Genomic DNA, 20,591 nt, shown 5'->3' with positions numbered 1-20,591 from the left:
CTAACCGCCTTTTTTGTTTGTAAAAAAAGAAGGAGGTAAACATGCGAATAAATGATTTTCATAACATTTTGGAGCTGATAAAACAAGATGTTCTGCAGAGTGAAGCAGAGTATCTGAAGCTCTTAAAAGTTGTCGGGAACAATCAGAAGTACGATTTTAGAAGTCAGTTAAGTATTTATGATAAAAATCCTGAAGCGACAGCTTGTGCCAAGTTTGACTACTGGAGAGAACACTTTAACCGAACTGTCATGCGAGGTCAAAAGGGTATTCCCATTTTAGAGGACTATGGCACATACAAAAAGGTGGACTATATCTTTGATATTAGTCAGACAGTTTCCAAAAACAGAGATGTCAATGAGGTAAATCTTTGGAGATTTGATAAAGAAGCTCATAGAGATGTATTAAAAGAAATGATAAAAGCTGAAGGCTATGAAGAAAGTGAAAGCACCTTAGAAAATATCTTTTCTTTAAGTAGGCTTTACGGAGATGAAAAAATAGATAGCTTGATGAATGAACTTAGAATATCTGATGAGGACAGAATATCCTTTACCAAGTTTGCAAGGGACTCGGTAAGTTATGCAGTAGCTTCAAGATTTAAGTTAGACTATCCAATGGATAAGGAGCTGTTAAAGGAAAACTTTGCAATGCTTGACAGCATTTCTCTTATGAGCCTTGGAGAAACTGTATCGGATATTAGCGGAACAGTCATTGATGCAACCATTCAAAAAAGCAAAGAATTAGAGCTTCAAAAAGAAGTTTTAAGAGGTAAAGAAGCAGGATATAATAAAATAAAAGAAAAATTAGAGGAGGTAGAAGAAAATGTACTTCGACGAGATGATCAGGAAAGAATTAGTGAAAACGAGCGAATTTTCCGAAATGGAGAGTACGGACGAGATAATAGAGAAAATCAAAGAGAATACACTGAATCAGTTGGAGGAAGAGATGGACTTTATGAGGGAATATCCGAATCCGACATACGCAGTGATGAGACTGGATTATCTTTCAAACAGCGAGGAGCAGAGCAACTTCGAGATGTTAGTGGATCTATACAAGGAGAAGAAACTGATAGGGCATCTGATGGATACGCAGAAACAAGCAATAGAATTTATGAGAGCAGAGAAGCCGAAACTGATGGCAGCTTGGGAGATAGAGGACGAGAGCCATCCGCAGTACAAAGCGATGATTTCAGCCCTCAAAGAGATGACAATCAAGGAAATAGTGGAAATCTAAAAGAAAATACGGATAAAGAGATAAGAGAAGCTGACAAGGCTTCTTTTTCTTTACCCGAAAACAGATCAGGACAGATTAAACTTACAATACCTCTTACACAAAATGATATTGACAGTATTCTTGTAAACGGTGGAAACCATGAGGGCGAAAGACTTCCTATCATTGCTGAATTTTCCAAAGGGAAAACAGTAGAAGAATTAGGAGAATACCTTAAAGATACCTTTAGAGGCGGAAACGGTTTATTTCTTAATGGAGCAGAAGTATCTTCCTGGTATTCGGATAAAGGTATTCATTTAGCTTATGGAACTTCTGCAAGAGAAGATATGACGCAAATTTTAAGCTGGAGTGATGCTGTAAGAAGAATCAATGAGCTTTTGGAAAATGGAGAGTTTGCCACAAATGTAGAGCTTTTGGAAGCACATGACTATGAAAGAGATAGAGTTTCAGAATCCTTATGGTATTTATATCACGATTTAAGTGAAGAAGGGAAAGCACAGGGATATTTTGACTTTATGGAAAGAGGAGGTGAGTTTCCTAAAGAAACAAGACAGTTATCGGAAGCTCTTAAAAATCCTGACTATCTAAAAAATGTTATTTCCGAGTACAGCCGTTTTTTAGCAGGATACAAAGAAAATAGAGATGTACTAAGGTTTCATTATCACAAGGTAGATAGCCTTTATCAAAAATTGCAGGAGCTTGAACTTACAAGAAAGGAATATACTTCTAACCTTATCGAACCTCCAAAGGTACAAGGCTTTATTACAGAAGATGAAGTCCTTGCTACGATTTCAAGAGGAAGCGGCTTTGATAGAGGAAAAGAGCGAATTATTAAGTTTTTCAAAGAAAATCATACCTTGCAGGAAAAAGCGAATTTCTTAAAAGATGAGTATGGAATCGGTGGAGGTTCTCATGCTGTTTCAGGAGCAAAGGGAAGTGATGAATGGCATGATGCAAAGGGACTGAAATTACAGAAGAATCATTGTAACGATGTTTTTCTTACATGGTCAAATGTAGCAAAGCATATAGATGAGCTGCTTTCTAAAAATATTTATCTTGAAGAGAATAAAATTGAAAGCAAGACAGCGATAGAAGAACAAAAAGAGCCAAGTTATTACTCTAAAGGCGATCCATATAATCTAATGACTGATGAAATGCTTGAGAAAGTTCCTGAACTTTATGCACAAGAGGATGTAGCTTTAGCGGATAAACAGGTTCATGCAGCATATATCATTCCATTTAGAAGTAACTGGACTTGGTATATGACGGAATATGACAGGGAAAGTAAAGACGCTTTTGGACTTGTGCTTGGAATAGAGCCTGAATGGGGATATTTTAATCTTGAAGAGCTAAAGGAACTAAATGCACAAAGGCTCATTTTAGAGGATTTTCCAAAGACCTTTAGAGAACTTAGAGACAGTGAGCTTAAAAAGCAGATGGATGAGCAGGAGCTTCACAATGTATTTAACGGAGAACTTAGCTTTGAGGAGAATATTGCAGACCTTGAAGCACCTGAAGAAGTAGAAGAAAGCATACAGGCAGAACCTTTTCAGGCTACCTTATTAGATTATCTAAAGGAAAAAGAAGAAGTAGAGCTTAATGAAAAAGAGGACAGATCTTCAGATGAGTTTGCAGTTAAAGAAGATGATACCGTCTATTTTAATCATGAGGAGTACAAAGTAAGAGAGATTTCCAAAAATCCAATCACAGGAAGAAATGATTTGTGGCTTGATCCTGCAAGGCAAGGTAATCATCAAATACCGATTGTAGCCTTTACTGATAATGAGGATTTATTAAGACAAGTAAGTCTTGAAAGACCTGACTTTATCATAGGTGATGAAGTGAAATATAAGGGAAAAGACTATACCATCACAAGATTTGATGATATGGGAAATAACCTAAAGACAGTAACGATTAAGGATAATACCGAATATCTTGGAGGCATGATTACAGGCTCCGATGTTATTCCTTATCGTAAGGAAAGTGAGATTGGTAAAATCTTTGAAAATTTGACTTATGCGAAACCTGAAAAGACTTTTGAGGAAGCAGAGATAAAGAAAAATCAGGCTCACAATTTCAAGATTACAGAAGAAACGCTTCCTTCAAAGTTATTTCCAAGTGAGAGGTTAAACAATAACCTTGAAGCAATCTCTATGCTCAACAGGGTGGAAAGTGGAGAACGAGAGCTTGATATTACAGCTCAGGAAGTTTTAGCGAAATATGTTGGTTGGGGTGGACTTGCTGATGTCTTTGATGAAAGTAAGGATGGACAGTGGAAAGAGGCAAGAGCCTTCTTAAAGGAAAATCTATCGTCATCAGAATATGAAGCTGCAAGAGAATCAACCTTAACGAGCTTTTACACACCGAAAACCGTTATAGATGGCGTATATAAGACGCTTTCAGGTATGGGATTTAAACAGGGAAATATCCTTGAACCGTCAATGGGTATCGGGAACTTTATCGGTAATTTACCTGATGAAATGAATCAGTCAAAGTTTTATGGAGTAGAGCTTGATTCGGTAAGCGGTCGTATTGGAAAGCTGCTATACCCTGAAAGTGATATACAGGTAAAGGGACTTGAAGAAACGGGATTTTCCAATAACTTCTTCGATGTAGCAATCGGAAATGTTCCATTTGGAGAGTATAAGGTAAATGACAGGGAATACAATCGTAATAACTTTCTTATCCACGATTATTTCTTTGCCAAGTCCATTGATAAGGTAAGAAACGGCGGTGTTATCGCCTTTATTACATCTTCAGGAACAATGGATAAAAAAGACGAAAGTGTAAGAAGATATCTTGCAGCAAGAACCGAATTTATAGGAGCAATCAGACTTCCAAACGATACCTTTAAGGGTGTTGCCGGCACAGAAGTAACTTCGGATATTATCTTCTTAAAGAAAAGAGATAGTGTATTAGAGCGAGATGAAGATTGGATACACCTTGCGGAAGATGAAAATGGACTTTCATATAACAAATACTTTGTCGATCATCCTGAGCAGGTGCTTGGTTCTATGCGTGAAGTTAGCGGAAGGTTTGGGAAAACACTCACTTGTGAGCCGATAGCTTATTTAGGTACAGAGATAAACATGGCTTCATTAAAGGAGCGTATCGAGATTGCAGGAGAAAGAATTTCAAAAGAAGCCAAGTATGAAGAAATAGAGCTACTTGATGATGAAATAACTTCTATCCCTGCAACCGATGATGTAAAGAACTTCTCTTATACCTTGATTGACGATGAAGTCTATTACAGAGAAAACTCACTTTTTATCAAAAAGGAAGTATCAGACAAGAATAAAGAAAAAATCAAGGATTACCTTGAGCTGAATGCTGCCTTAAAAGATGTGATTTACAAGCAGAAAGAAGATTTTAACGAAGAAGAAATCAAGGCTTCACAGGAAAAACTAAATGAAGTATATGACAACTTTTCTAAAAAGCATGGCTTTGTCAATAACCTAAGCAATACCAGAGCCTTAAAAGAGGATAGCAACTTCCCGCTTGTTTCCTCCATAGAAATCCTTGATGAAGAAGAAAATTTCAAGGCAAAGGGAGATATTTTCTCCAAAAGAACCATTACAAAAGCCAAAATCATAGACCATGTGGATACCTCTTTAGAAGCTCTTGTTTTATCGGTATCTGAAAAAGGATATGTGGACTTTGACTATATGGGAAGTCTTACCGGAAAAGACAGACCAACTTTAATTGAGGAGCTTCGAGGGGAAATCTATCTAAACATCAGAGAAGAACAAAACTTTTACAGACCACTTTCCTTTAACTTAGAAGATGGCGATTTACCTTTTGCCTGTGCTAATGGCAGTAATTCATATAAATATGGCTATGTAACAAAAGATGAATATTTGAGTGGAAATATCAGGGATAAGATTGTCATAGTAGACAGCTACTTATCAAAGCTAAGACAAACGGAAAGAGAACTTCCTCATCTTGGCTATGAAGAAAATGGCAAAGAAAAAGAGCTGATAAGCTATGAAATGAACCGTTTGGAATATCAAAAAACAGAGCTTACAAAAGTTCTTCCAAAGGAATTGGAAGCAAGTGAAATCAATGTGCGTCTTGGTGCAACTTGGATACCTATTAAAGATATTGAGAAATTTATTTTTGAAACGCTAAAAACTCCGGGATATGCCAAATGGGATATTAAGGTAAAATTTTCCAACCTTACAAGCGAATGGAATGTAGAAGGAAAAAGCAAGGACAGAGGAAATGACCTTGCAGAAATGACCTTTGGTACAAATAGAGTTAATGCCTATAAGCTGATTGAAGATGCCTTAAACCTAAAAGAAACAAAGGTATTTGACCAGATTGTAAATCCGGATGGCTCTAAAACTTCTGTCTTAAATAAAAAAGAAACCATGCTTGCAGGACAAAAGCAGGAGTTATTAAAAGAAGAATTTAAGAACTGGATATTTAACGATCAGGAAAGAAGAAACCGTCTTGTAAAACTGTATAATGAGCGTTTTAACTCAATCCGCAACAGAGAATATGACGGAAGCAATCTCTCTTTTGAGGGAATGAATACAGAGATTGACTTAAGACCTCATCAAAGAAATGCCATAGCAAGAAGCCTTTATGGAGGAAATACCTTGCTTGCCCATGTAGTAGGAAGTGGAAAGACCTTTGAAATGGTAGCTTCCGCAATGGAGAGTAAAAGGCTTGGAATGTGCAGTAAGTCCTTGTTTGTTGTACCAAATCATTTAACAGGGCAAATCGGGCGTGAGTTTATGCAGCTATATCCATCGGCTAACATTATGGTGGCTGATAAGAAAGATTTTGAGCCGAAAAACAGAAAGAGATTTATTGGTAAGATTGCCACAGGGGAATATGATGCGGTTGTTATCGGACATACGCAGTTTGAAAAAATCCCGATGAGTAAGGAATATCAGGAAAAGCATATTCAAGATCAGATTGATGAAATCGTAAACTATGTAGAAGAATACAAGCATGATAGAAATCAGAACTTTACCGTAAAACAGCTTGAAAAGACAAAGAAAAAACTGGAAACAAGGCTTGAAAAATTAAATGATGATTTTAAGAAAGACGATGTGATTACCTTTGAGGAGCTGGGAGTTGATAAGCTCTTTGTTGACGAAGCACATGGCTTTAAAAACCTTTATCTCTATACCAAAATGAGAAATGTTGCAGGTATAGGGCAGTCAGAAGCCTTTAAGTCCTCCGATATGTTTATGAAATGCAGATATATGGACGAAATGACAGGCGGCAAAGGCGTGGTCTTTGCCACAGGAACGCCTGTAAGTAACTCAATGACCGAGCTTTATACCATGCAGCGTTATCTTCAGTATGAGAGCTTAAAGAAAAATAATCTGGAGCATTTTGACTCTTGGGCTTCCACTTTTGGAGAAACACAATCCTCCTTTGAATTATCGCCTGAAGGTACAGGATATAGGGTGAAAACGAGATTTTCAAAGTTCTATAACTTGCCTGAGCTTATGTCTATGTTTAAGGAAGTTGCTGATATTCAGACGGCAGATATGCTTAATCTTCCTACACCTGAAGCTAACTACGAGGTTATTAAGACAGAGCCAAGTGAGGAACAAAAGGAAATTCTAAAGAGCCTCTCTGAAAGAGCAGATGATGTCAGAAATAGGGTTGTAGAGCCAGATGTTGATAATATGCTTAAGATTACCAACGATGGTAAGAAACTTGCCTTAGATCAGCGTTTAATCAATCCACTTCTTCCTGATAATCCTGATAGCAAGGTCAATGTATGCGTGAAAAATGTATTTGCTATTTGGGATAAGACAAAAGAAAACAGGTCAACACAGCTACTTTTTTCCGATATGTCTACTCCAAAAGGAGATGGAGAATTTAACATCTATGATGATATTAGAGAAAAGCTCGTATCTATGGGAATACCGAAAGAAGAAATCGCCTTTATCCATGAAGCGAATTCCGATAAGCAAAAAGATGAACTCTTTGCAAAGGTAAGAAAAGGCGAAGTTCGTATCTTAATGGGTTCGACACAGAAGATGGGTGCTGGTACAAATGTGCAAAATAAACTAATTGCAATGCATGATTTAGACGTACCATGGGTGTGACTTGAAAGTCGCATAGATAATTGTTTAACTAAATGAAGATTAAACCCTCTATTCCGTTAGAGGTAGCCTAATACCACCTGCTTTATCAGCAATGATAATGTTTGGAAGCTGGTATGACAATGTAGCCCTCCACGAAAGTGGTAAAGTCGAAGCCATGAGGCTAAGGCGAATCTGCTAGCAACAATGCGGTTAGGGAGCTAGGCTTGAGTAGTATGGCTAATATAAGTGAACTGTCATTTAAACGTCGTAATGTCCAACGAGCCAAAGTTGCTGATAGGCTCCAGCCCAAAATGGGAAGCGGTCAGTTAATTCTCTCCATGGTAGGATTACACGGATATTAAGTACCGTCGGCGAATGAGACAGAGCCTAACCTACTCTTGTTATCTATGTGGAACAAGGTAAGCCTGTATCTCTCCTAAGAATTTAGGAAAGTATTTCGTAAGAAATACCGATAGAGGTGCAGGTATAGGATTGTAGAAAAAGCGAATGTCATTTTGTAATGAAATGAATAGGGGTTCAAAATTTACCCTAACCCGAAAGGGTGCAGACTTCTACGTAAGGTAATTCTTTACAAGAAGCTTATAGAATTTTTGAAAGGAGTAAAGCAAATGAACGTTAATAAAAAGACGTGTGCAACTACTGACCGTGAATTTGCATGGAAATCCATTGACTGGAAAAAATGCGAAGCACAGGTTAAAAAACTACAAGAACGTATTGTAAAGGCTAGAAAAGAAGGTAGACACGGCAAGGTAAAATCCTTGCAATGGACACTGACACACTCTTTTGCTGCAAAAGCAATCGCAGTAAAAAGAGTGACAACTAACGAAGGTAAGAAAACAGCAGGAGTAGACAAAGTATTATGGTCTACGGACAAAGCAAAGTATGAGGCTATTTTAAGTTTAAAAAGAAAAGGATACAAGCCACAGCCCTTACGCAGAGTATTTATTAAAAAAGCGAATGGGAAATTACGCCCGCTTGGGATACCTACAATGAAAGATAGAGCAATGCAAGCACTATATCTATTAGCACTTGAGCCAATTGCAGAAATGACGGCAGACTTTCACTCTTATGGATTTAGGAAAGAAAGATGCCCACAAGATGCAATACAACAATGTCATACAATCTTATGTCGCCAAAACTCTCCAAAATGGGTATTAGAGGGCGATATAAAAGGTTGTTTTGACCACATTAGTCATGAATGGTTACTCAATAATATTCCTATGGATACCAAAATATTAAAGAAATGGTTGAAATGTGGAGTTATCTTTAAAGGAGAATTGTTCGCAACTGATGAGGGAACAATGCAAGGTGGAATTATTTCACCAACACTTGCTAACATGACATTAGATGGACTTGGTGAATTATTAGCTACTAAAAACAAGAGAGTAAATCGAAAATATGAGAAATACTCTCCAATGGTTAATATGGTGCGTTATGCTGATGACTTCATAATCACAGGTAGAACAAAAGCGACATTGGAAGACATCAAACCAATGCTAGTCGAGTTTTTAAGTGAGCGAGGATTAGAATTATCAGAAGAAAAGACTTTAATTACACATATTGATGATGGATTTGATTTTCTTGGATTTAATATCAGGAAATTTAAAGGTGTACTACTTACACAGCCGTCTAAAAAGAGTGTAAAGAAGTTCTTAGATAGCATTAGATATGTAATCGATAGCAATAAGTCTTGCAAACAAGAAACTCTAATAAGGCTGTTAAACCCTAAAATAATCGGTTGGGCAAACTACTATAGATGTGGAGCTTCATCAAAGACATTTCAAAAAGTAGACAACCAAATTTTCCAAAAGCTATGGCAATGGGCGAAAAGGCGACACCCTAAAAAAGGGAAACGTTGGATTGCTAATAAGTATTTTCATTTCTATAAGACTAGACGTTGGACATTCTTAGTAAAGTCAATCAAGAATGGAAAAGTAGATATATTTCCACTAAAATTTATGTTTGATACAAAAATCATCAGACACAAGAAAATAAAAAGTGAAGCGAATCCATTTGATATAGAATGGAAATCGTACTTCGAAGAAAGAATGACTTATAAAATGCTCTTGTCACTAAAAGGAAGGAAATCACTCCTGTATATGTGGAACAAGCAAGAACATAAATGTCCACTTTGCAATAAAAAGATAACTGCTGACACTCAATGGAATGTACGAGAACAAAGAGAAAATGGGCAAATAGCCCGTTATCTAGTGCATGATAAATGCTACAAAGAAAATCGTTAGTTGACTAGCCGACATCTGTATTGGCATATGTTTTGAATTGCTTGAGCCGTGTGAGGGGAAACTCTCATGCACGGTTCTTAGAGGGGAAAGGGATAGTAATATCCCTGACCTACTCGACAGACCTGCTGACTTAGAGCAAAGAGCAGGGAGAATTGTAAGACAGGGAAACGAAAATGAGAAAGTAAATATCTATCGTTATGTTACAGAGAATACATTTGACAGCTACTTATGGCAGACGATAGAGAATAAGCAGAAATTCATTTCTCAGATTATGACTTCAAAGACTCCTGTTCGTGTTGCGGAAGATGTGGACGAAAGCTCTCTTAACTATGCAGAGATTAAAGCTCTTGCAACGGGTGATCCAAAGATTAAAGAGAAGATGGATTTGGACAACGAGGTTACAAAACTTAAAATGCTTGAAGCAAACTATAAGTCTAACCGTTACAGATTAGAGGATAAAGTGGCGAAAAACTATCCTGAAGAAATCGCAAGAACGGAAAAGCTCATAGAAGCTGTTAAGAAAGATATAGCAAGTGTAGAACCTAAAGCGGAAGGTGAGGAAAAGTTTACTTCTATTACTATTGCAGGAGAAAAGATTACCGATAAGAAATTAGCCGGAGAAAGACTGCTTGAAGCAATTTCAAAGGTTAAAATCAATGAAAGCAAGGTTATAGGAAGGTATAGAAATATGGATTTAGAGGTAAGCTATAACTTCTTTACCAATGAGCATAACTTTAGCTTAAACGGTGCTGCAAAGCATTCAGGAGAGCTTGGAACAAGTGTGGACGGTAACATTACAAGACTTGATAACGCTCTTGAGAAAATGCCTGAGAAATTAAATAGGCTTGAAGAAAAACTTATCAGCACAAAGGAACAACTTGAAAATGCCAAAGAAGAACTCAAAAAGCCTTTTGAAAAAGCTGATGAGCTGAAAACTAAGGTATTAAGACTTGCAGAACTGAATAAGCTCCTTGATATGGGAGAAGTGGAAGAAAAGAGAAATGACAATCCACTTGTAGAAGATGTAAAAAGGGCAATCATTGACTTCTGTAACAGAGAGTACGAAGAAAATCACAGCTATGATGAATTTAATACCTTGTATCCTGACTTAAAGCATATCGGGATCGCCTATACCAATACACCAGATGAAAGGCATGGGATTCAGTATGAACTGAACTTAGAGGAGAAAACTTGGACACAGTACATTGATGATACTCCTATCAAAACAGAGAGCTTTGATTACGAGAGTAAAGGAGAAAATGAAGCTCTAAGGAATATGAAAAATGAAATGGAAATGTCCTCTTTTAGTGATTTAGTCTATGTTGATTCTGAAGATTTAAAAGCAGCAACAGGGCTTGAAATTGATGATGAAGGCAACTTCTATGATCCGCTTTCCAAAGACCTCGATAATGACGGTATTCCTGACAGATATGACAATGACTTTAAGGACAGTGATTATTTTGAGTCAACTTATGATGTGGAGGACAATCTTCATAGCAAAGAAGAAACCGCACAAAAATCTGAGGATAAGCCATCTATTTTAGGACAGATAAGAGCTTATCAAAATGAAAGCAAAACTGAAGAAAAGCAAAAAACAAAAGAACAGGAATTTTTAAGATAAGGGGAGGGTAACCTCCCTTTTGCCATGAAAGGAGATAAAAACATGGATTACAAAACAATGAGAAATCAAATAGAAGATATGGTAAATGATAACCACAAGGACTTTGTAAAGGCGATTATAAGCCTAGAAAAAGGTATCAACAATGAAAGTGCTTTAGATAAGCTCTATGACGCTTATATGGACAATGACAGCCTTAATTTGCTGCATGAGGAATTTGACTATATGATTGAGGATTTAAGAGAACAGGGGCAGATAAAAGACCTGCCTTATGTTCAGGAAGAAAAGGATAACCTTGTAAATATTGTAGGAAATATCGTTGGAGAGGTCGATGTAGTTGAAAGGGAAAATAAAAACGGAGAAGCCTTTAAGGTAGCGAATTTCTCCGTAGTATCCAAAGACGATGAAGGGAATAAGGTATATCATAATTGTTCGGCATACGGAGAAAAAAGCGATATTCCAAAGGACTTTAAGCAGGGAGATTTTGTTAAGCTCTTTGGACAAATCAGAACATCCATTGATGATAACGGCAAGGAGCATAGCAACATCAGGATACTTTCTTCAAAGCTACTAAAGGCAAAGGAACAAATGAAAGGACAAGAAGAAAAGAAAGAATCTGTACTTGGAGCTATCAAGAAATATCAGGCGGAAGATAAGGAAAAGCCAAAAGAAAAGAAAGAAGCAAACAAAGAAGCTGAGAGATAAATTTACGGTCGGTGTGGTCTTAGGGCTGCACCGACTGTTTTTTATTTGTCTTGAAAAAAGAGGAGAGAAAAAATTATCTCTCCATCTCCTTGCCCATGTAAATCCCATAGTTCTTTCGTATTTGATAAAGCTCGTCCATAGTAGATTTTGTAGAAGAATACTCTTGCATTAGGGTATTCTTTTTTTCTTGCAATTTATCAAGTTTATCTAAAATATCTTTTGAATCAGGCAGCTTTGAATAGGATTTTTTGAGTTTTGCAAGATCTGTTTCGTAGCGTGTGATTTCAGACTTATGCTCCTCAAAAAATGCCTTATCAGAAGGATTTGCTTTATATTCCTTGTAGTAGGCTCGATACTTTTTAACAGTATGAACTTGTTCCATCGTATCAGAAAGTAGTTGCATATCCTTGTCAATTTTTTTGATTTTATCTTGTAAGTTCTGTCTTTCTTCAGCACTTTTCTTGATGCATTCATCAAGCTGCTTAACGGATTTAATGCCATGTTCTCTGATGAAAACAACTGACTCAGCCATTGTATTTAAGTTATGTTTTGTTGCCCAATATTCATAGCCTTTGCTCTCTTTCACTTTGGCATTGGTATTCATATTGATGACATTTCCAATGCGTTTTTTGACAGGTGGGGCTTTAATTGATTGATTTTCTGTAATACGCTCTCTTAATCTTTCTTCGGTATAATCCTCACCAATCGTCTTAGCCCTTGTAAATTTCTGCTTATCTTTTGGCTTAAAGGCTATATGTTTTCCATGCTTTATTTCATAATCAAGTTCCGCCATTTTCTTTAGAAATTCTTCCCAATCTTTAGACTGTTTTATCAAACGATCAATGTCAAATTGAAGCTTGCTCTTCCAAGAACTGCCACGCTTTGCCTGTTCATTTTCATACCATGACTTGCCATTTGTTTTGTACTTTCTCTTATAGCTCTCGTAGAACTCATCAATCACAGAAAGGTTATTATCCTTGCATAGTTTATCGCTTTGATACCTGATTTGGTGGTAGCTTTTCTTGTTGGATTGATAGCACTTGCCAGTTACCATATTTACATTATTGAAGATGATATGATTGTGGATATGCCCTTTATCTATATGGGTAGATAAGACAAATTCGTACTCATCCTTTAATATCTTTTTACATAGTTCAAGACCGATTTGATGTGCAATTTCAGGACTTGTTTCTCCCGGTAAAAAGGATTGAATAAGGTGTCTGGCAAGAACAGTTCCGTTTGTTCCTGCATCATTTCGTGTTCTTAAAAATTGGGTATGAGCAGTTTCCTGATGGCATTTATGAGTGCTTACTAAGATTTGCTCGTCTGTTTTTTCTCCATTAACAATATATGAAATGGCAAGATTAAGGGTTGATTTTATGGGATGTATTTTTGTAATAGCCATAAAATTTAATCACCTCCAGAAGTTCTGTTAAGAAGCAGTGAATGTATCTGCCACAACTCTTTTGAGAAATGTTCAATCTGCTTTTTCATATCGTTTATATCATCTTTGTAGATTATGCCGGTCGAATTTACACGCTTTGCAATCTGATTTATGTTGTTTGTAGCGTTGGAAAGCAAGCCCTGTAAATCTCTAAATGGCTCTAAATCCACTTGATATATTTCCTTTTCTAAAACGCACTTGCGAATGAAATGGCTCATATTTTTGCATTTCGCAAGTTTTCTTTTCTCCTCAAAAAGAGCCTTTTCTTCTTCAGTTAATTTAATTTCAAGTCTTTCATTTCGCATTCTATTTGCCATAGGTAAATCCTCCTTTGAATGTATTTCGGGTCTTAGGGTACACCCTAACAAGTTAAAAATTGATAAAAAAAGAAGCAGATCCCAAAGGGCTGCTTCATCAATTTTTTCGTAAGTGTCCGTACACTTACTGTGCTTGCTACAAAAGAATGAATTAGATAGCAAGCATTAAGCATCTATTAACTTTTAGATAATTTTACAATAAAATTTGCTGAAAGTCAAAGCTATAAAGAAGATTGTTATTCAAACTTAAAAGTTAGTTGACATTAACTATCATTTATGATAAAATAAAATTCGACAGTAGTGTCGGTTTTTATTACGATATGAAATGAGGTCTTTGTTTTGAAAGAAGAAAAACAAAAAGTTGGACAAATTAGAAAAAAAGAGATTCGAGAAGCTGCAAAGAAATGCTTTCTAAATAAAGGGTTTCAACTTACAACAATGGAAGATGTTATCACAGAGGTAGGAATGAGTAGAGGAGGTGTCTATCATCATTATGGTAATACAAACGAAATGTTTAAAGACTTAATGCTTGATGGTAATGATTATAGAAACAACTTGATAAATGAGTATTTAAAAAACAATCGAGGAAAAGATAAATATCAGCAAATGGGTGATATTTTGGTTGATAAGTCGCTGGCTGATACAGAATTGATGAGATTGTATACACTCCTTTTACAAGCAAAAAAATATAATCAGGATTTGGAAAAATTGTATCAAGAATTGAAACTTAATACGACTAATGAGCTAAGTTTAATCGCCAAGCAGCTTGGAATTAAGGCAGATATATTTGGTGACGGTTTTTTAGTGAATTATATCAATGCGATGATATTAAGTTCTGAAGTTCTCTGTGCAAGAAATTCTTTTTCACAACATAAAAAATATATAAAAGAAACAATGGTAAATTACATTGTTGATATTGACAAGAGATAGGGAGGTTTAAAATGAGTAAACGATTAGAAGTAAAGGATTTAATCAACATAGGATTATTTTCTGTATTAGGTTTTGTATTTATGATGATTGGATCATTTTTAGGAATGGTTCCAGTTTTAATGCCGGTTGTTCCATTTGCACAGGGAGTTTTAGTAGGACCTGTAAATATGCTGTATTCCACAAAGATTAAAAAAAGAGGAATGGTGTTTATTCAATCATTACTTATTGCATTAGTATATGTTGCTATGGGACATGGACCTTGGGCATTATTGACCGCTGTTATTGCTGGTATTATTGCTGAAGTTATTTTGAAATCAGGAGAATATACGGATGTTAATAAGGCAAGATTAGCATTTTCTGTTGCTCCACTTTGCACATTAGGAAATTGGTTGCCAATTTTTATATCAAGAAATGAATATGTCAAGCAGATGTTAGAGCGAGGATATAAACAAGAATTTATTGATAAGATGCTTAGTGTAATGCCGAATTGGATTATTGTCGTAATGGCAATAGGTGGAATTATAGGAGCATATATTGGTTGTAGTATAGGTATGGCTTTCCTAAAAAAACATTTTAAAAAGGCTGGTATGGAAAAATAAGGATTCATAAGGAGTTAAGGATGACAATCAAACTTGATTTTCGTACAAAACTTTTTATGACAATAGTTCTTTCATATGTGATGGTTTTAGGCAATATTCAAGTAAAGTATTTCTTGCAAGCCCTTATAATATCCGTAATTCCGATAGTGCTTTTAATAAATACAAAACATACAAGAGTAGCTATTATTGGGATGGCTACTCTTGTGTTCGTTTATGGTGCTGATAGATTTTTAATGAAATTAGAATACAGTCCCTTGGTAGCGATTTTACTGATATTAGTAATGGTTGTTAAGAAAATACTTCCCGCATTTTTAATGGGGAAATATACCATACTCACATCAAATGTAGGGGAAAGTATTTATTCATTGAAAAAAATGAAATGTCCCGATGAAATAGCAATACCATTGACTGTGATGGTTCGTTTCTTTTATGCCGCAAGGATTGATTATAGCCAGATAAAAAAAGCCATGCGTTTGAGAGGACTAACGCTTAAAAAGTTAATAAAAAATCCAATTCTATTATTTGAATATAGATTAGTGCCACTATTGATGTGTTTGTCTAAGACGGCAGATGATTTAACAGTATCCGCAATGACAAAAGGGTTAGCTGTTAATCAAAAGCGAACAAGTATTAGTGAATCACGCATTGGTGGCATTGATTGCATATTTTTTGTGATAATGGTATGGGCAATCTATTTATATATAAGGGGTAAGTATGCTTAGTTTACAAAATTTAGTATTAAAGTTTGATGGAGAAAGCATATTAGAAAATGTAAATCTAAATTTCAAACCCGGAGAGGTAACTGTTATAACGGGACACTCAGGTACGGGGAAAAGTAGTTTGTTAAAAGTAATAAACGGCATTATTCCCGAATATGATTGTGGAGATGTAAAAGGAGATGTTTTATACAAGGACAAATCTTTATTAGGGATGAGTATATTAGAACGATCCAAGTTTATATCTACAGTGTTTCAAAATCCTAAAACACAGTTTTATTGTATCAATTCCACAGATGAATTGGCTTTTCAATTAGAAAATAGATGTATAGAAAGAAATTTAATTTTAGATAAAATACACTATTATTCAGATGTTTTAGGTAGTAAAGATTTGTTAGACAAGAATATTTTTGAACTGTCCGGTGGAGAGAAGCAGTTAATTGCTATAACTGCTAGTGGAATTTCAGAAAATGAAATTATTCTTTTAGATGAACCATCTTCATCTTTGGATTATGAATCAATTAAGAACTTAAAAAGAGCTATTATTGAGCTAAAAATAGCATAAAAATCTAGTTATCCGCATAAAAACTGGACTTATCACACTTTATCAAGGTCAAAACCACTCAATTTACTACTAATTTACTACTTATGAATGAGCTTTGATACGACGATTTATCCTTGAAAAGTGAAGATATAAAGATACTTCCAATAAAATTTGAATATTTAATAGGTAGACACTTCAAAAAATGAGGTGTCTATTTTTTTACCCGATTTTGAAAGGAAGTGAACTTATGAAAACAAAAAATCAAGAATCAAAAGGTCGTTCCCCACTCTTTAAGACCATCAAACATTCATTCAGCCAATAAAAAAGAAAGGATAGGTAAAAATATGGAACTTAAATTTGTGATTCCCAACATGGAAAAAACATTCGGCAATTTAGAATTTGCTGGCGAGGATAAAGTCGTTCAGCGAAGAATCAACGGACGGCTAACTGTCTTATCAAGAAGCTATAATCTCTATTCTGATGTTCAAAGAGCAGATGATATTGTGGTGGTGCTTCCTGCTGAAGCTGGCGAAAAACATTTCGGCTTTGAGGAACGTGTGAAGTTAGTCAATCCACGTATTACCGCAGAGGGCTACAAAATCGGCACTCGTGGTTTTACAAATTACCTTTTACATGCTGACGACATGATAAAAGAATAAAGAAAGAGAGGAAAAATGATGAGATTAGCAAATGGCATTGTATTAGATAAAGACACGACTTTTGGAGAATTGAAATTCTCTGCTCTACGTCGTGAAGTGAGAATCCAAAATGAAGACGGGTCGGTTTCAGATGAAATCAAGGAACGTACCTATGACTTAAAATCCAAAGGACAAGGACGCATGATTCAAGTAAGTATTCCTGCCAGCGTGCCTTTGAAAGAGTTTGATTATAACGCACGGGTGGAACTTATCAATCCCATTGCGGACACCGTTGCTACTGCCACCTATCAAGGAGCAGATGTTGACTGGTATATCAAGGCAGACGATATTGTGCTGACAAAGGATTCTAGTTCATTCAAAGCTCAACCACAAGCAAAGAAAGAACCGACACAAGACAAATAGTCGCTAGGTAGAAAGGAGACTTTTTCGCATGAAACAGCGTGGTAAAAGGATTCGCCCATCTGGTAAAGATTTAGTCTTTCATTTTACGATAGCGTCACTCCTGCCTGTTTTCCTGCTGGTTGTCGGACTGTTTCATGTGAAGACAATCCAGCAGATCAACTGGCAGGATTTTAACCTATCACAAGCAGATAAGATTGACATTCCCTATTTAATTATCAGTTTCAGTGTCGCAATTCTTATCTGCTTGCTGGTAGCGTTTGTATTCAAACGGGTTCGCTATGATACGGTTAAACAACTTTACCACCGTCAAAAACTGGCAAAGATGATACTTGAAAACAAGTGGTATGAATCTGAACAGGTCAAAACAGAGGGTTTCTTTAAAGATAGTGCTGGTCGTACAAAGGAAAAGATAACCTACTTCCCTAAAATGTATTATCGACTTAAAAATGGCTTGATACAGATACGGGTGGAAATCACGCTGGGAAAATATCAAGACCAACTCTTACACTTGGAAAAGAAATTAGAGAGTGGCTTGTACTGTGAGCTGACGGATAAAGAGTTAAAGGATTCCTATGTGGAATATACTTTGCTCTATGACACCATAGCCAGTCGTATTTCTATTGATGAAGTAGAAGCTAAAGATGGTAAACTTCGCTTAATGAAAAACGTATGGTGGGAATATGATAAGCTCCCTCATATGTTGATTGCTGGTGGTACAGGTGGCGGTAAAACTTACTTTATACTGACACTGATTGAAGCCTTGCTTCATACAGATTCAAAACTGTATATTCTTGACCCGAAAAATGCTGATCTTGCGGACTTAGGTTCTGTGATGGCAAATGTCTACTATAGAAAAGAAGACTTGCTTTCTTGCATTGAAACATTCTATGAAGAAATGATGAAACGTAGTGAGGAAATGAAGCAGATGAAGAACTATAAGACTGGCAAAAATTATGCTTACTTAGGTCTCCCGGCACACTTCTTAATCTTTGATGAATACGTCGCTTTCATGGAAATGCTGGGAACAAAAGAAAACACCGCAGTTATGAATAAGCTGAAACAGATTGTCATGTTAGGTCGTCAAGCTGGCTTCTTTCTAATACTGGCTTGTCAACGTCCAGACGCAAAATATTTAGGCGACGGAATCCGTGATCAGTTTAATTTCAGAGTGGCTTTAGGTCGTATGTCTGAAATGGGCTATGGCATGATGTTTGGCAGTGACGTACAAAAGGATTTCTTCTTAAAGCGAATCAAAGGTCGTGGCTATGTTGATGTAGGAACAAGTGTCATATCAGAGTTTTATACTCCCCTTGTACCAAAAGGATATGATTTCTTGGAGGAAATTAAAAAGTTATCCAACAGCAGACAGTCCACGCAGGCGACGTGCGAAGCGGAAGTCGCAGGTGTGGACTGATCTTGCTGGCTGGTGTGGCAATAGCCACGCCAGCACTTAACCCCCCGTATCTAACAGGGGGGTACAAATCGACAGGAAACAGTCAAAAAAACATTAGAAAATCCTTTGGTTACAAGGGATTTACAAAATTTCAGCGTATGTCAAATGGGCTTTAAAAGTTGACATACGCCTTTTTGATTGGAGGGATTTTTACTGAATGAACAAACTTGGTTACAGCATTTAAAAGAAAAACGCTTGGCTTATGGACTATCTCAAAACCGTTTAGCTGTTGCGACTGGTATTACAAGGCAGTATCTAAGCGATATTGAAACAGGAAAAGTCAAGCCATCAGAGGATTTACAGCAGTCCCTTTGGGAAGCTCTGGAACGCTTCAATCCCGACGCTCCCCTTGAAATGCTGTTTGATTATGTAAGAATTCGCTTTCCGACAACAGACGTACAGCAGGTGGTCGAAAACATCTTACAACTGAAACTGTCCTATTTTCTTCATGAGGACTATGGTTTCTATTCTTATTCAGAGCATTATGCTTTAGGCGACATATTCGTCCTTTGCTCCCATGAACTGGACAAAGGAGTTCTGGTGGAATTGAAAGGTCGTGGGTGCAGACAATTTGAAAGCTATCTTCTGGCACAACAAAGAAGCTGGTATGAGTTCTTTATGGACGTTTTGGTGGCTGGCGGTGTGATGAAACGCCTTGACCTTGCCATTAACGATAAGACAGGGATTTTAAATATCCCTGTACTCACTGAAAAGTGCCAACAGGAAGAATGTATCTCCGTCTTCCGCAGTTTTAAAAGCTATCGCAGTGGCGAACTGGTACGCAAAGAGGAAAAGGAATGTATGGGAAACACCCTCTATATCGGTTCATTACAAAGTGAAGTTTATTTCTGTATCTATGAAAAGGACTACGAGCAGTACAAGAAAAATGATATTCCCATTGAAGACGCAGAAGTAAAAAACCGTTTTGAGATTCGATTGAAAAATGAGCGTGCCTATTATGCAGTCCGTGATTTACTCGTCTATGACAATCCAGAGCATACCGCCTTTAAAATTATCAATCGGTATATCCGTTTTGTAGATAAAGACGATTCCAAACCTCGTTCTGATTGGAAACTGAATGAAGAATGGGCTTGGTTTATTGGGAACAATCGTGAACGATTAAAACTAACCACAAAACCAGAGCCTTACTCCTTCCAAAGGACGCTGAACTGGCTATCTCATCAAGTTGCCCCGACCTTAAAGGTTGCGATTAAACTTGATGAAATCAACCAGACGCAGGTTGTAAAAGACATTCTCGACCATGCGAAACTGACAGACCGACACAAGCAGATTTTGAAGCAACAGTCAGTAAAAGAACAGGACGTGATAACAACAAAAAAATAACTCAAATACAAATTCATTGAATATAGAGAGGAGAACATTTTTATGAATTTTGGACAAAACCTTTATAACTGGTTTCTATCAAACGCTCAATCACTGGTGCTTTTAGCAATCGTTGTGATTGGCTTGTATCTTGGCTTCAAGCGTGAGTTTAGCAAACTGATTGGCTTTTTAATTATTGCGATTATTGCGGTTGGCTTAGTCTTCAACGCTGCTGGAGTAAAAGACATTTTACTAGAGCTATTCAATCGCATTATTGGTGCTTAAATAAAACCGTTCTTTTGTGGAATATAAGTGGTTTTCTTATGTTCCGCAAAGG

Annotated in this window: 14 protein-coding genes and 2 pseudogenes; 14 read left to right on the top strand and 2 right to left on the bottom strand. The window is 36.5% G+C overall.

Translation table 11 applies throughout. The features are described from left to right. Nucleotides 1-41: 41 nt before the first annotated feature. The 5 genes and pseudogenes from SCSC_RS05910 to SCSC_RS05895 form a co-directional block, all read left to right on the top strand. Nucleotides 42-7,295, top strand: a pseudogene (locus SCSC_RS05910) (Eco57I restriction-modification methylase domain-containing protein); the annotation flags it as partial. Nucleotides 7,296-7,513: 218 nt separating this feature from the next. After that, a complete protein-coding gene (locus tag SCSC_RS09435) occupies nt 7,514-7,642 on the top strand; it encodes a hypothetical protein (RefSeq protein ID WP_255313455.1) in 129 nt (42 codons plus the stop codon). A gap of 267 nt (nt 7,643-7,909) precedes the next feature. Next, nucleotides 7,910-9,544, top strand: coding sequence for a group II intron reverse transcriptase/maturase (gene ltrA / locus SCSC_RS05905; RefSeq protein WP_006269687.1), 1,635 nt, complete (start codon nt 7,910-7,912; stop codon nt 9,542-9,544). A gap of 118 nt (nt 9,545-9,662) precedes the next feature. Continuing rightward, nucleotides 9,663-11,165: pseudogene (locus tag SCSC_RS05900) on the top strand (helicase-related protein); the annotation flags it as partial. A 42-nt stretch (nt 11,166-11,207) separates the two neighbouring features. Then, the gene (locus SCSC_RS05895; protein ID WP_002989364.1) at nt 11,208-11,867 is read left to right on the top strand and encodes a hypothetical protein; all 660 of its coding nucleotides are present in this window, start codon (nt 11,208-11,210) and stop codon (nt 11,865-11,867) included. Between the two features lie 73 nt (nt 11,868-11,940). Here SCSC_RS05895 and SCSC_RS05890 read toward each other — a convergent pair whose 3' ends face one another. Together SCSC_RS05890 and SCSC_RS05885 are read right to left on the bottom strand one after the other, a co-directional pair. After that, nucleotides 11,941-13,272, bottom strand: coding sequence for a relaxase/mobilization nuclease domain-containing protein (locus SCSC_RS05890; RefSeq protein WP_006269600.1), 1,332 nt, complete (start codon nt 13,270-13,272; stop codon nt 11,941-11,943). Nucleotides 13,273-13,277: 5 nt separating this feature from the next. Next, entirely contained in the window at nt 13,278-13,628 is a 351-nt protein-coding gene (locus SCSC_RS05885) for a plasmid mobilization protein (RefSeq protein ID WP_002989369.1), read from the bottom strand. Nucleotides 13,629-13,967: 339 nt separating this feature from the next. Here SCSC_RS05885 and SCSC_RS05880 point away from each other — a divergent pair, with 339 nt between their 5' ends. The 9 genes from SCSC_RS05880 (at nt 13,968) to SCSC_RS05835 (ending at nt 20,539) form a co-directional block, all read left to right on the top strand. Continuing rightward, a complete protein-coding gene (locus SCSC_RS05880) occupies nt 13,968-14,558 on the top strand; it encodes a TetR/AcrR family transcriptional regulator (RefSeq protein ID WP_002989371.1) in 591 nt (196 codons plus the stop codon). Between the two features lie 11 nt (nt 14,559-14,569). Beyond that, nucleotides 14,570-15,157: an MptD family putative ECF transporter S component gene (locus tag SCSC_RS05875; protein ID WP_002989374.1), complete on the top strand. Its 588-nt coding sequence runs from the start codon at nt 14,570-14,572 to the stop codon at nt 15,155-15,157. 20 nt (nt 15,158-15,177) lie between these two features. Beyond that, nucleotides 15,178-15,879: an energy-coupling factor transporter transmembrane component T gene (locus SCSC_RS05870; protein WP_002989377.1), complete on the top strand. Its 702-nt coding sequence runs from the start codon at nt 15,178-15,180 to the stop codon at nt 15,877-15,879. Next, on the top strand, nt 15,872-16,438 hold the full coding sequence (locus SCSC_RS05865; protein ID WP_002989380.1) for an ABC transporter ATP-binding protein: 567 nt from the start codon (nt 15,872-15,874) through the stop codon (nt 16,436-16,438). Before SCSC_RS05870 ends, SCSC_RS05865 begins: the two co-directional genes overlap by 8 nt. 323 nt (nt 16,439-16,761) lie before the next feature. Continuing rightward, the gene (locus SCSC_RS05860; RefSeq protein WP_000420682.1) at nt 16,762-17,076 is read left to right on the top strand and encodes a YdcP family protein; all 315 of its coding nucleotides are present in this window, start codon (nt 16,762-16,764) and stop codon (nt 17,074-17,076) included. Nucleotides 17,077-17,091: 15 nt separating this feature from the next. Then, entirely contained in the window at nt 17,092-17,478 is a 387-nt protein-coding gene (locus tag SCSC_RS05855) for a YdcP family protein (RefSeq protein ID WP_000985015.1), read from the top strand. A 28-nt stretch (nt 17,479-17,506) separates the two neighbouring features. Continuing rightward, nucleotides 17,507-18,892 carry an FtsK/SpoIIIE domain-containing protein gene (locus SCSC_RS05850; protein ID WP_000813488.1) on the top strand — a complete coding sequence of 462 codons (1,386 nt, stop codon included), beginning with the start codon at nt 17,507-17,509 and terminating at the stop codon, nt 18,890-18,892. A 177-nt stretch (nt 18,893-19,069) separates the two neighbouring features. Further along, nucleotides 19,070-20,275, top strand: coding sequence for a MobT family relaxase (gene mobT / locus SCSC_RS05840; RefSeq protein WP_000398284.1), 1,206 nt, complete (start codon nt 19,070-19,072; stop codon nt 20,273-20,275). A 42-nt stretch (nt 20,276-20,317) separates the two neighbouring features. After that, the gene (locus SCSC_RS05835; RefSeq protein WP_001009056.1) at nt 20,318-20,539 is read left to right on the top strand and encodes a hypothetical protein; all 222 of its coding nucleotides are present in this window, start codon (nt 20,318-20,320) and stop codon (nt 20,537-20,539) included. Nucleotides 20,540-20,591: the final 52 nt, after the last annotated feature.

This window comes from Streptococcus constellatus subsp. constellatus, from assembly GCF_023167545.1.
Lineage (GTDB): Bacteria > Bacillota > Bacilli > Lactobacillales > Streptococcaceae > Streptococcus > Streptococcus constellatus.
The sequence above is the reverse complement of the archived record's forward strand: the minus strand, read 5'-3'. Positions and strand labels throughout refer to the sequence as shown.